13 protein-coding genes are annotated in these 12,628 nt (G+C 54.6%); 1 reads left to right on the forward strand and 12 read right to left on the reverse strand.

Annotated elements, in window-relative coordinates; all coding sequences use genetic code 11:
• Nucleotides 1-21: 21 nt before the first annotated feature.
• Nucleotides 22-261 carry a YheU family protein gene (locus ACIGEK_RS16120; RefSeq protein WP_397494302.1) on the forward strand — a complete coding sequence of 80 codons (240 nt, stop codon included), beginning with the start codon at nt 22-24 and terminating at the stop codon, nt 259-261.
• A 6-nt stretch (nt 262-267) separates the two neighbouring features.
• Here the strand turns inward: ACIGEK_RS16120 and ACIGEK_RS16125 are convergent, their stop codons facing one another.
• The 12 genes from ACIGEK_RS16125 to ACIGEK_RS16180 all read right to left on the reverse strand — a co-directional run bounded on the left by ACIGEK_RS16125 (nt 268) and on the right by ACIGEK_RS16180 (nt 12,602).
• On the reverse strand, nt 268-696 hold the full coding sequence (locus ACIGEK_RS16125; protein ID WP_397494303.1) for a hypothetical protein: 429 nt from the start codon (nt 694-696) through the stop codon (nt 268-270).
• A gap of 110 nt (nt 697-806) precedes the next feature.
• Nucleotides 807-1,973 (reverse strand): CynX/NimT family MFS transporter, encoded by a 1,167-nt coding sequence (locus ACIGEK_RS16130; RefSeq protein ID WP_397494304.1) that lies wholly within the window; start codon nt 1,971-1,973, stop codon nt 807-809.
• Nucleotides 1,974-2,102: 129 nt separating this feature from the next.
• Complete coding sequence (locus ACIGEK_RS16135) at nt 2,103-2,909, reverse strand: SDR family oxidoreductase (RefSeq protein WP_397494305.1); 807 nt, start codon at nt 2,907-2,909, stop codon at nt 2,103-2,105.
• A 105-nt stretch (nt 2,910-3,014) separates the two neighbouring features.
• A complete protein-coding gene (locus ACIGEK_RS16140; protein ID WP_397494306.1) occupies nt 3,015-3,386 on the reverse strand; it encodes a DUF2784 domain-containing protein in 372 nt (123 codons plus the stop codon).
• A 115-nt stretch (nt 3,387-3,501) separates the two neighbouring features.
• Nucleotides 3,502-3,825 (reverse strand): ComEA family DNA-binding protein, encoded by a 324-nt coding sequence (locus ACIGEK_RS16145; protein WP_397494307.1) that lies wholly within the window; start codon nt 3,823-3,825, stop codon nt 3,502-3,504.
• A 162-nt stretch (nt 3,826-3,987) separates the two neighbouring features.
• Nucleotides 3,988-5,928, reverse strand: a complete 1,941-nt coding sequence (locus ACIGEK_RS16150) for a polysaccharide biosynthesis protein (protein WP_397494631.1) — start codon at nt 5,926-5,928, stop codon at nt 3,988-3,990.
• Between the two features lie 100 nt (nt 5,929-6,028).
• The gene (locus tag ACIGEK_RS16155; RefSeq protein ID WP_397494308.1) at nt 6,029-7,204 is read right to left on the reverse strand and encodes a DegT/DnrJ/EryC1/StrS family aminotransferase; all 1,176 of its coding nucleotides are present in this window, start codon (nt 7,202-7,204) and stop codon (nt 6,029-6,031) included.
• Nucleotides 7,205-7,268: 64 nt separating this feature from the next.
• Nucleotides 7,269-7,886: an acetyltransferase gene (locus ACIGEK_RS16160; protein WP_397494309.1), complete on the reverse strand. Its 618-nt coding sequence runs from the start codon at nt 7,884-7,886 to the stop codon at nt 7,269-7,271.
• The gene (locus ACIGEK_RS16165; protein ID WP_397494632.1) at nt 7,883-8,479 is read right to left on the reverse strand and encodes a sugar transferase; all 597 of its coding nucleotides are present in this window, start codon (nt 8,477-8,479) and stop codon (nt 7,883-7,885) included. The genes ACIGEK_RS16160 and ACIGEK_RS16165 overlap by 4 nt, the downstream gene beginning before the upstream one ends.
• The gene (locus ACIGEK_RS16170) at nt 8,479-9,627 is read right to left on the reverse strand and encodes a glycosyltransferase family 4 protein (RefSeq protein WP_397494310.1); all 1,149 of its coding nucleotides are present in this window, start codon (nt 9,625-9,627) and stop codon (nt 8,479-8,481) included. Before ACIGEK_RS16170 ends, ACIGEK_RS16165 begins: the two co-directional genes overlap by 1 nt.
• Nucleotides 9,617-11,131 (reverse strand): hypothetical protein, encoded by a 1,515-nt coding sequence (locus ACIGEK_RS16175; protein ID WP_397494311.1) that lies wholly within the window; start codon nt 11,129-11,131, stop codon nt 9,617-9,619. Before ACIGEK_RS16175 ends, ACIGEK_RS16170 begins: the two co-directional genes overlap by 11 nt.
• Nucleotides 11,132-11,138: 7 nt before the next feature.
• Nucleotides 11,139-12,602, reverse strand: a complete 1,464-nt coding sequence (locus ACIGEK_RS16180) for an oligosaccharide flippase family protein (RefSeq protein WP_397494312.1) — start codon at nt 12,600-12,602, stop codon at nt 11,139-11,141.
• Nucleotides 12,603-12,628: the final 26 nt, after the last annotated feature.

The raw sequence follows: 12,628 nt of genomic DNA on the forward strand, positions 1-12,628 counted from the left end.
CTGCGCTCTGGAGGCCTTACCGTGCTGATCCCCTACACCCTGCTTGAAGCTGACACCCTGACCCGCCTTATCGAAGACTTCGTCACCCGCGACGGCACCGACAATGGCGACGAGACCCCGCTGGATACCCGTATTGAACGGGTGCGCCATGCGCTGAGCAAAGGCCAGGCAGTGATTGTCTTCGATGCGGAAAGCCAGCAATGCCAGCTGGCGCTCAAACGCGATGTGCCGAAAGAGTGGCTGGAGGGGCAGGAGGACTAAGGCCTGCTAGCCGCGCAGACCTCCCTCACGCTCCCACGCACAGCGCACGCGCAACTCGCCTTCCTGTGGGCTGTGAAAGCCGCTATCCGACTCCCAGCGAAAGGTGTGCGTACCGTTCAGCTCGGTTTCCAAATGCACCACCGCACTGGCCCAATACAGACGCTTGAGCAGCGCCTCGAACTGCTTGATCCACAGGCTCCACTCATATTCCACTGTGCGGTAGCTAGCGCCGAAGTGGATCACCTGGGTCTGGTACAGGCCGTCACTCGGCTGCTCGCAACAGGCAAACATCTCCCTCCCGAGAAAACTCCAAGCATCGCCCGCCGGCAGCTCATAGAGCACTTGCCGATTGATTTCACGACGCAGACGGCTTTCCGCCGGACTGTCCGACGGCCAGTCACGGATGCAACCATAAACGATGGATTCCGACTCCACGCAGGCACTCCAGCAAATCAAGGCTGCCTTCTATCACAGCCGTCCTGGCCAAGGAAGGAACTGCTGCCAAATAAGCGTCAACGCATCGCCGCAGAGACGCCTAACCGGAGTTAGCGATGCGCGCGCTTCGGTCCGCGGCGCATCATCCAGGCCAGCAGCGTCATCAGCACCGCAAGCCCGGTCAGCACCATAAACGGCAATTGATAGTTACCCGCCAGATCGCGCGCAAGTCCGGTCAATACCGGCGTCAGGCAGGCGATGCTGTAACCCATGCACAGCATCATCGCCGTCCAGCGACTGACCGCCAGTGGCGAGCCCGCCTCGTACAACGGCAATACCAACGACAAGGCAAAAGAGCCGCCCAGGCCAAAGCCAATCGTTACTGCCCACAGTTCAGGCAGAACGGTAGGCTGAAAGGTGATCATCGCCAGACTGATCGACGACAACAGCCCGCAACCCACCAACAGCAGGTAGCGGTTCTTGAAACGCTGCGCCAACCAGGGCAGCAAAAATGAGCTGGGCAACCCCATCAGCATCGATACGCTGAACAGACTATTGCTGTGCATCAGGCTCAAGCCAGCTTCGTGATAACGCGCAACAGCCCAGGTGGCGAGGGCATAAAACAAGCCGGCCTGAATAGCAAAGAACGCGCTGATCAACCAGGCACGCGGCTGCCGCCAGGGCAAGCCCATACCGCCCTCCTCACTCTCGGCTTCGACACGATTCGGCAGACACAGCCAGAGCAGCAACCCGACTAGGGCCGGCAGCGCCCAGATGGCCAGCCCGCAGGCCCAGTCATCGCCCAGCCACTGAGTGGCCGGCACCGTGAGCACTGCACCACCAGCACCACCAACCGCCATGCTCAGCGAATACCAACCCACCACACTGCCCATGCGCCCGGCAAAGTGCCGCTTGATAAAGCCAGATAGCAAAGGCCCGGCAACCGCAATAGCCGCTCCCAGCAGCACCGCACTGCCAATCAAAGTTGCACTGGCATGCCCCACCGCACGCAGCAATAGCGCCACCGCGATCACCGCCATACAGAGGGCAATGGTGCGCTCAAGGCCCAAACGCACGGCCAAACGTGGCGCAAAAGGTGCCAACAAACCCATACACAACACGGGCAACGCAGTGGTAAGGCTGATCAGACTGCGGCTCAAGGCCAGTTCTTCGGCAATCCGCTCGATCAGCGGCGCCAGGGAGGTGATCCCCGGCCGCAAATTGATTGCGGCTAGGATCAGGGCCAGCAACAGCATGGCCGGCGGAAAAGGTTTCACAGTAAATCCATCAGTTTCGCGGCCATGCCGACATGGCCGCAAACCTTAGAGCGCAAGCTCATCGCAGACAAGCCCTGGAAGCGATTAAGTTGACCGATAAATCAACAAACAGACACCAGCAACGCCTTATCACTTGGTGCGTGGCGCACGCATCTTGTCGGCCATGGTGGTCATTTCGTTGTACAGCAACTGCGGGTTTTTCTGCTTCAACGCCCAGGCCATACGACCCTGCTCATGGGGCAGAATCATAAACTCGCCTTTAGCTATTTCCTGATAAATATAATCAGCAATATTCGCAGCACTGATCGGCGAGCTTTCCAGCAACTTGCCAACCTGCGCCTTCATAGCAGGCGTCGGCCCGCGGAAGGAATCCAGCAGGTTGGTCTGGAAGAAAGATGGGCACACCACATGTACGCTGACTTCATGCAGTTTCAATTCGATCAACAGGCTTTCCGACAACGCCACAACGCCGGCCTTGGCCACGTTGTAATTACTCATAGCAGGGCCCTGCATCAAGGCCGCCATGGAAGCGATATTGACGATCTTGCCTTTACTCTTTTCCAGCATTGGCAGGAAGGCCTTGCAACCCTTGACCACGCCCATCAGGTTGATCGCGATCTGCCAGTCCCAATCTTCCAGCGATAGATCACTGAAGAAGCCGCCAGAGGCAACACCGGCATTATTGACGATCACATCGATGCCGCCGAGCTTCTCCTCGCAGGCTTGGGCAAAGGCCGTCAGCTGACTGTAATCACGCACATCGCAGCGCTGAGTGAAACCATCACCGCCCGCCTCACGAACCAATTGCAGGGTTTCAGCCAGGCCCGGCTCGTTGACATCCGACAGCGCCAACTGCCAGCCCTCACGCGCCCAACGCAGGGCAATCTCACGCCCCAAACCCGAACCCGCGCCGGTGATCATCATGCGATTTTGCATAGGAAAGCTGCCTTATGATGCTGTGATTGACGGGGCCAGTGTAGCTGGGGAAATTATCTTGCCTGTACACCATCATCCATCTGAATAATGCGGCCTAAGCTCAACTCACGGCCGCCGCCAGCGCTGCCAAAGCAACACACCATAAATCAGCCCATTAAGCAGCAGAACAAACACCCCCAAGCCAATCTGAATCTGCGGCGTCAACCCAGCCGGATAGATGATCGGCAGCAAATAGTGCTCAACGAAACCACCGTTATACCCCGCCTGCCCCGCCGCCAGACGCAGGCTGTGCTCCAACGGCGTCAGCGGACAGGGCCAGTGCATCAGTTCCACCAACACCCCCCAGAAGGCCGCAGGCAAATGCAGCCAGGCCAACCCGCGCCAACGCCACACCAGTATTCCGCCCAACACCGCAAATAGAATAAACAGTAGATGTACAACTACCACACCATCCGCCGCAACAGCCGCCCAGAACATAAAACTTCCTCAAACCTATTATTTACTGCATACCGCGCAGAGGGCTTAAAAACACCATCCGCAGAAAGCAAAAAGGCCGGTTAATAACCGGCCTAAATTAAAACAACTGAATGCGTCAGTTAATACTCAACTTGCCACGATTCTTCTCCAACGTTGCTTCGCCAATACCCTTGACCTCCAGCAACTCATCCACCGAAGCAAAGTCGCCATGCTCATCACGATAAGCAACAATCGCCTGCGCCTTGACCTCACCAATCCCCAGCAATTCACGTTGCAGGGTGGCTGCGTCAGCCGTATTGAGATTAATCTTACCGACCGGAGCCACTTCAGCTGTTTCAACAACAGGTGCGGGCGGGGTCTGCGTTTCAGCGGCGGAAACCGCCAGGGACATGGAGGCAAGAACAGCGAACAACAGAGACGACAGTTTGGCTTTTAGCATGTAGTGCATCCTTTCGTTAGTTTTCATCGACGTGGGATTTCCTCTCCACGCTCTGAAAACTAGCTGCTGCTATGCACTTGTCAAATAACTCTATGCATCACTGAATAGATCAGCACCAACCTGCAACTCATGCCCCGCGCCACAAGGCCTCACGGCATAACCCTACGGCTCCAGCCGACGCTTCATATGTATCCAGTCAACGATCTCACCTTCCGGCTTGTAACCACTAACCGTCTCACGCAACAACTGCCGCACGCGTTCATAGTCATCACGATCAACAGCCTCCAACAGCTCAGTCAAGCGCACCTTGAACTGCTCCCATGGCAAATGCTCTTCATTGGCGCGCATGATCATCGGATGCTCCGTCGGGCTGACGTTATCACCGATCAACAGCTCCTCGTAGAGCTTCTCGCCAGGGCGCAAGCCAGAAAACTCAATCGCTATATCACCCTGTAAATTTTTCTCGGAGCGAACACTCAAGCCACTCAAATGAATCATTTTCTCGGCCAGCTCGGCAATTTTCACCGGTTGCCCCATATCCAGCACAAATACATCGCCGCCCTGCCCCATGGCCCCAGCCTGAATTACTAGCTGAGCCGCTTCCGGGATGGTCATAAAATAGCGGGTGATATTCGGATGAGTGACCGTAACAGGCCCGCCTTTACGGATCTGCTCATGAAACAACGGGATAACCGAACCTGAAGAGCCTAAAACATTACCGAAACGCACCATAGTGAACCGTGTTTTATTGACCTGGTGAACACCCTCGTCATCCAGCAACACAGGCGCCTGCTCAGCACTCAACGCCTGCAATACCATTTCGGCTAAACGCTTGGTGCTGCCCATCACATTGGTCGGACGCACCGCCTTGTCAGTAGAAATAAGCACAAAATGCTCAACGCCCGCCTTCACTGCCGCTTGAGCGGTGAATGTTGTGCCCAACACATTATTCAGCACACCTTCGGCAATATTGTGCTCAACCATGGGAACGTGCTTGTAGGCCGCCGCGTGATAAACCGTATTGACGCTCCAGGTGCGCATCACATCGAACAGGCGCTCGGGATTTCGGATTGACCCTAAAATCGGCACCAACCGCACAGGCAGCGAATCACGGCGAACACGCTGCTCCAGCTCGCTGTGAATGCTGTACAAGTTGTACTCGCTGTGTTCGAACAGGAGCAGCGTGGTTGGCCCCGTCGACACAATCTGACGGCACAGCTCGGAACCAATCGAACCTCCCGCCCCAGTCACCATTACCACCTGGCCGCGAATACAGCGCTCGAATAACGATGGCTGGGGTGGGACAGAATCACGACCAAGCAGGTCAGCGATGTCGACCTCCTGAACATCTTCGACCTTAACTCGACCGCTGGCCAAGTCCATGAACCCCGGGACACTGCGCACGTGCAGCGGAAATGTTTCAAGCTTTTCTAGAACTTCCCGACGGCGCCCACGCGTCGCCGACGGAATGGCTAAAAGAATCTCTTCGGCCCCGGTATCGTCGATCATCTGTTGGATATGCTTGGGTTTGTAGACACGCATGCCAGAAATCACCCGGTTGGCGATCCCATCGTCATCGTCAATAAAGGCCACAGGGCGCATGGCCCGCCCCATGCGAAGCGCAATGCTCAGCTGATTACCTGCCGCACCGGCACCGTAAATCGCAACTTTTGGCAATACTCCATCACGCGCAATGAACGGCAGCCCCTGGTTCCCCATGTACCAATCCCCTAGAAAATACTGGCGCATAAACAGACGCAGACCACCAATCATGACGATACTGAGCCACCAGTAATTGAAGACTAGCGAACGCGGCACTGTTGTGGGGGCGTCTTGGTACCAATAGACCACTAACGCAAGAAATAGCGCCGAGAGCGTAACGGCCTTGGCAATCGCCACGAGCGCGTTATTACCAAAATAACGCATGACCTCGCGGTACATACCCATGCGCATAAAAAGAGGAATAGAAATAAGTGGAGCAGTTATAAATAGCCAAGTATAGCCATCCCAGGGCATAACCAAGTCATCGACGCCCAGCCGAATGACAAAGGCAAGCCACAGGGCAGCCCAGACTAAACTTACATCCGTGCCAACCTGCAACATGCGTTTGGTTCGCCGCGGTAGTTTCAGCAGCCGCTCACGCAACAGGTCAATAGTCCTCAACACAACAACTCCCTAACTAAGTATCTGCAAACTCTCTGAATCAAACTGTTGCCAATGCCATGACCTGAGCCAGAACATCGCAGGTCTTGTCAATTTCACTCTTCTCAAGCGTAGGGTGAACCAGAAACATCAGACTAGTCTCACCTAGCTCTCTAGCCACAGGCAGCCGCGACTCAGGACGCCAACCGGTATTATCAAAAGCCCTCTCAAGGTAGACCTCCGAACAAGTACCGGAGAAGCAAGGAACCCCGAGCTCAGAAATCTCAGTCTGAATCCGATCTCGGCTCCAATCTGGTTTGAGACGGGATGGGTCGACAAATACATAGCACTTATAAGCAGCATGACGAACATCCTCAGGTATCAGCGGGACACGCAAGCCTGGGAGCAAACTGGCACGAGACCAAATACGACGGGCATTCTCAAGGCGCTGGGCCTGCCAAACCTGCATCCGCTTGAGCTGGATGCGCCCAATGACTGCCTGTACTTCAAGCATTCGCCAATTGGTACCGAAACGCTCGTGCAGCCAGCGAAAGCCTGGGGCATGTCCCCGCTCATAGACCGCTTCCCAGGACTTTCCATGATCCTTGAACGACCACATGCTTGACCAGAGAGCAGCATCGTTGGTGGTGACCATACCTCCTTCACCTCCAGTGGTCATGATCTTGTCCTGGCAGAAGGACCAAGCACCTATGTGCCCGATGGAGCCAACCGGGTGCCCTTTATAGAGGGCACCATGAGCCTGCGCGCAATCCTCTATGACAAACAGGCCAAGGGCATTCGCCAACGCCATGATTGGGTCCATATCGCACGGCCAACCCGCCAGGTGAACACAGATAATCGCCCGGGTACGTGGGGTTAAGACCGCTCTGATCGACTCGGCTGTGATGACCTGAGAGTCGGGGTCCACATCCGCGAACACCGGTATGGCCCGAGCGTTCACTATGGACGACGCAGAGGCCAGGAAGGTTCGCGACGTCACAACAACCTCATCGCCCTCCCCTATACCAAGGGCATTCAGCGCAAGATCTAGCGCCACCGTGCCATTAGCTAGAGCGACTGCATATGTGGTGCCGGACCAGGCTGCGAACTCACGCTCGAAGTTTCGGCACTCCTGTCCTGTCCAGTAATTGACCTTGTTGGATAAAATCACATCCCGAACAGCATTTGCTTCTTCTTCAGTAAAAGAAGGCCAGGGAGAAAACGGCGTGTTAAGCACAAATAAATTCCCAATAAAAACTTTGAAAACTGACTAAAAACCTTGTGTGAAAGGGCACTGGAGACTACATCAACCGGGCAGGAACACCTGCCACTGTCGCGCCATCGACGACGTCTGCCACGACTACCGCACCCGCAGCGACTATCGCCCCTGCCCCGATGCGTATGGATTGCCGTACACAGGAGCCGATACCAATCCAGCTTGCTTCTCCCACCTGCACCCCTCCAGCAATGTGAGCCCCTGGACTGACATGCACAGAAGCATGGAGGACGCAGTCATGATCGACGCTGCAACCTGTATTCAGGATGCAGCCCATGCCAATTCGTGCATAAGCGTTGACCACAGCGCCAGCAAACACAACCGAACCATCCTCAATGGTTGCATAGCGACTTACTGTTGCAGCCGGGTGCAGTAAACAGGTGAAACAAGCTCCGGCAGCCTTCAATATCGCAAGTTTTTCAAGCCGAATACGATTGTCGCCAATCGCGACCAAAACAGCATCAAACTCCGACAGACGCCCAAGCAATTCTGCGGTATTACCCTCTACCGGCCACACCCCGTTTCGCTCTCTTGTCAGCCAAGCATCATCAAAGAACACCACTGATTGCCAGCCACATGCCTCAGCCGTATCGGCCACGACCTTGCCATGGCCGCTGGCACCCAGTATGGCCAGTCGCCTCATTCCTCATGCCCGGTGAACTTCGACATGGTCACCACCCCATCAGCACTGATGCCCTCACGAATGAAGACCTTACGCACAGTCAGTAGCAGGATACGGATATCCAGCCAGAACGACCGGTTGTCGACATACCAGGTATCGAGGTCGAACTTCTGCTTCCAGCTCAGAGTGTTACGCCCATTGATCTGCGCCCAGCCTGTAATCCCCGGTCGTACCGCATGGCGTCGTGACTGCTCGGCGCTGTACAAGGGCAGATACTCCATCAGCAACGGGCGCGGCCCTACCAGGCTCATGTCGCCCTTCAATACGTTCCACAACTCGGGAAGTTCATCCAGGCTGGTCGCGCGGAGCAATCGACCAAAGCGGGTGAGACGGACATGGTCAGGCAATGGATTGCCATCGGCGTCCAGCGCATCGAGCATAGTGCGGAATTTGACCATCATGAATGGCCGCCCGTGCAAACCAGGACGCTGCTGGCGAAACAGAGCAGGCGAACCAAGGTTCACACGCACCAACACATATAGAATCAACAACACCGGCCAGAACAGCAGCAGCGCAAATGCGCTGCAAACGATGTCGAATGCCCGCTTGAGAATCATGCCTTCTCCCCCAGGGCAAACACCCGCGTATAGAAAGCGCTCAGACCGTCCACTATCCGCTCCCGCGAGAAGCGCTGCAAGGCGCGAAGGCGTGCAGCTTGTGCCATTGCTGCACGCAACTCGCCATCATCAAGCAAGCGCCGCAACGCGTCCGCCAACTCGGGCACTCTGCCCGGCGGCACCAGCAGACCGGTGACACAATCCTCTACCGCATCGGTAAGCCCGTAGATTCGGGTAGCCACAGAAGGCACACCAGCAGCCGCAGCCTCCAGCACCGAACTACCGAAGCCTTCGCGATAGCTGGGCAGGCAGAAAATATCCGCAGCCGCCATGTAGGCCTCAGGCTCCCTGGTAAACCCCTGGAAATGCAGACGCTCGCCCAGACCTCCGGCGACCGAGCGGATCTTTTCAACCATCCCGCCCTCATCCGGCCCCACGACCAGCCAGTGCAAGGCAGGAAACCGGTCGTCCAGCGCCAGCATGGCCTCAGCCATCTCGCCCAGGCCCTTGTCGATGTTCAGGCGACCGAGAAAAAGCACCACTACAGCATCCAGGGGGATGCCATGTTCGACACGCACGCGCTCATGCGCATGCGCATCGGGACGAAAACGCTCACCATCCACGCCGCAGATCGAACCATCACCGATGACCTCTACCGCACCGACACGACAAACCCCCTCTGCCAGCAGGAAATCCCGCTGCGACGGGCTGTCCGCCAGTAGATGCGAAGCCGTTGCGGCAATCAACCGATCCGCGCTCTTCAACACGAACCGCCCCAAGCCAGTGCGCGTGACCCATACCTGCCCGGTAAACCAGTGCACCCGCACCCGTACCCCAGCCATCCGCGCCGCGAGCATTCCAAGCAGTCCGGCCTTCGGCGTTACCGAATGCACTGAATCGAAGCGATGACGACGAAAAAGTCGTACCAGCTGGAATAGCGTCTGCAAATCTACAAACGGCGAAATTTCCCGCGCCAATGGCACGCTGAGGTAGGTCACCCGCTCATCCTGCGGAACCGGCTCCGCGCCATAGTTCGATATGACAAAAACGTCGTAGTCGTCGGCAAGACGCTCGATATGCAGACGCAGGAAGGCAGAGACGGCCATGGGGACGGTGGTGATGAAGCAGAGGCACTTACGCGTCATGACGAATCTCTTGCGATGCATTGAACTTGTAAAGACGGTAGTCGCCGAAGGCTTCTACATCTGCTGGCGGCAGGTCTGCACAAAAACGCTCTGGTAAGTAGCCGTCATAAGTCAACATATAACGAACTCGATACTGCTCAAAAATTTTCTGTACCGGTACTCGCAGAATGGGAAATATGGGTTCCAACAAGTGATACCCGTAACCATGCCCTCCGAACAAAACCGGCTTACCTGTTCTATAAGCCACTACATCATGCCAATGCTGCGGAAAACACATAACCGGACCATCGCCAAGAATAGCCAAACGACTGATCGCTTCATCTAGGCCTGAATCAACTTTCATTGTTCTACTTCCACGTAGCGCCCGTAGAAAAGCTATGAGAGCAGAAACACACATCAAAAAACCAATAATAACTGCCGCCCACCAGTACCACGTATCTCCAAGCGCCCCCCAACCTACACCTAGCGCAAGAGCAGCCGGAAAACTACCGTTATAGCCATAGAGATACCCTTGCCCAAGAGACCGAAATACTGGAACCAACGTAGTTAAAAGAGCAAAGCAAAACGTAAGAGCGAGCCAAGAATATATCCAGACTTCATATTCCGAGAACTCATGCCCGTCAACTGACGCAAAAAAACCAACAATCAAAACGATTGGCATCCACGGGTTGAACCCTATGACAAATTGCAGCCTACGAACCCAAGCTTTAAATCCGGATCGATAGAATTTTCCGGGCGTCTCGTAGCCTGCCTCGCCGTACACCGGGGACTCGAGTAACGGATGAACTCCGTTGCCTCGCCAGTTACGACTCCAGAACTTAACCGTATCCCAATGAGCTCGCATAGTGAGACGGTAAAACCCCCCACTCAACAGAAGCGCAGCAATGACACTACCTGGCACTAACAATGCCAACCGCAGGTCTCCAGCCATGCCCGCACCAACCAAAGCAGTAAACCAAAATAGCTGCATAGCCATTTTGTGCGTAATCATTACTAGGCCAGCCAAAAAAAATACAGCCAACCAAAACCATTGCGATATATCTTGTAAAAGCACCGCCCCTACAAGCAACCACATAGCATCTAAAAACAACGCCCCCATACCACGGGGATTGAGTTGCATATTATAAGTAATAAGTAATGGTGTTATCGCGTAAACCACCCCAGAGACTACAACAGCAACAATATCTGCTGTCAGCCACCAAGCCGCCCACACCACAAGCACCATGCGCAGCATATCGATGAATACCGCGAACTGGACACTGAAACGGTCGAACATGGACTCAGGCAGCCGAGCCATCAACCATGGGAAAAAAGGTGGATACCAATGCCCCTCGTCTAAGAGGAATTGCGGCATTTTGACGGGTAAAGAACCGCCTCGACGCAGAGTCTCGATGTAAGCCCTCCAGTACCATTGATCCACTCCCGATCCATGTGGAGAGAGCAACACAGGTGCGAGGCGCATGAAGAGAGCAAGCAAAAATACAAAAACCAATGAGGTCAGCATGAAAATCTCATAACAGTTTATTTTTACACAGCATACGCGCCAACACAGGCATAATGCACCCCAATGAGCCAGGCACCATCGCGGATAACTCTCTAGGTGAAAATAAATTTCCTCGCCGAATAAAAAAAAGCATCAAAAACACGACAACAACAGAGATCAGGGAGCGCAAAACGAGAGTATCCACAGCAACTAAAGCCAATCCTCCAGCATGAGCCAAAAATAGCGACAAAGCTGCTCTACTAATAGGAAGCTTCAAATGCCGATGCTGATCAAGCAAAAATAACCACTGCACTAGCAGAAAGCCTATTACTGCCGCAATAGCAGCCCCCAAAACCCCAAAAATCGGCAACAAGATTAAAGTCAGCGACACATTCACAAGCAATTTTACCCCGAATAAGGCGACATTCGCGGTCAATAGCCGTCCTTGTGCAAAATGTGCCAACCCATAAAGATGCGTAGCTGCAGCGCCTGGTACCGCTGCCAGCAACACCTGCAATAAAATTCGGCTCTGATCAAATGAATGGCCAATAAGCAGAGAAAATACCGCTGGTAGAAAAGCGATAAGTCCTATTGTTGCGATGCCCCAAAGACTCATGATCTGTGGAGCAACACGCTCAATCAACTGAATCTCACCTGCAGAATCCAATTGATCTATTCGGGAGACCAACTGTGGCATTAAAACTGCAACAACCGCAGTAGGAATACCAATCAGAATCAACATATATTGAAATGCAGGGTGATAAAGACCAACCGCTTGACTATCAATAAAGTGACCTATGAGAAGATAGTCGCACCACTCCGACAGATAACCAATCATATAACCAGGCAGCAATGGCAAAGCAAACACAATCGCCACACGCAACTGGCGAACTTCAGGAAGTTGCCAGCCGATAGAAATGCCTTTCAATTCGCGCGAAAGCAGTAGTACCCACGTAGCAAGACCCGAAAAACTTACTGCAACGAGCATCTGCGATGTAGACAATTGCTGCCCAAAGACAGCCGCTAAAGACAGCGCAACCAAAACCCCTATCAACACCAAATCAGCGAGCAAAGGTGACCATGCTAGGCGAAGATATCGCTCCCTTACTTGCTGAAGCCCTTGCACTTCCCCCATTAACCAAAGCGACAATAACAGTGGAAGAACCAACCATAAACTTTCTTGCGGCACGCGTAGATGGGCAGACAACCAATTGGCTGGAGCCAAGAAGATGAAAACCAAGGCCAGCGTACCGGCGACGAGCAACAATGGCCAACGGATGGCCCAAGTCCGTTTCAGTTGCCTGGAAGATTCCCACTCAAGGCGTCCAAAACGCTGCGTGATCGATTGCGACCACAGAACAAACACTTGGTTGAAGAGCATCCCTGCGGCCATAAGCATGGCCCAAACGCCCAGCCCCTCCGGCCCCATTACACGAGCCATCAATGCCGACACGAGCAACCATAACGGGGCACGCACAGCACGTGCCAACATCAATGCAGCCGCAGAGGACAGTTGAA

Source organism: Pseudomonas sp. NPDC079086, from assembly GCF_044542155.1.
Classification (GTDB): domain Bacteria; phylum Pseudomonadota; class Gammaproteobacteria; order Pseudomonadales; family Pseudomonadaceae; genus Aquipseudomonas.

Excerpts from the sequence above, each read along its gene's own strand:
- ACIGEK_RS16135 (WP_397494305.1), bottom strand. The coding sequence starts at position 2,909 with ATGCAAAATCGCATGATGATCACCGGCGCGGGTTCGGGTTTGGGGCGT.
- ACIGEK_RS16140 (WP_397494306.1), bottom strand. The coding sequence starts at position 3,386 with ATGTTCTGGGCGGCTGTTGCGGCGGATGGTGTGGTAGTTGTACATCTA.
- ACIGEK_RS16145 (WP_397494307.1), bottom strand. The coding sequence starts at position 3,825 with ATGCTAAAAGCCAAACTGTCGTCTCTGTTGTTCGCTGTTCTTGCCTCC.
- ACIGEK_RS16150 (WP_397494631.1), bottom strand. The coding sequence starts at position 5,928 with ATGTTGCAGGTTGGCACGGATGTAAGTTTAGTCTGGGCTGCCCTGTGG.
- ACIGEK_RS16160 (WP_397494309.1), bottom strand. The coding sequence starts at position 7,886 with ATGAGGCGACTGGCCATACTGGGTGCCAGCGGCCATGGCAAGGTCGTG.
- ACIGEK_RS16170 (WP_397494310.1), bottom strand. The coding sequence starts at position 9,627 with ATGACGCGTAAGTGCCTCTGCTTCATCACCACCGTCCCCATGGCCGTC.
- ACIGEK_RS16175 (WP_397494311.1), bottom strand. The coding sequence starts at position 11,131 with ATGCTGACCTCATTGGTTTTTGTATTTTTGCTTGCTCTCTTCATGCGC.
- ACIGEK_RS16180 (WP_397494312.1), bottom strand. The coding sequence starts at position 12,602 with ATGTTGGCACGTGCTGTGCGTGCCCCGTTATGGTTGCTCGTGTCGGCA.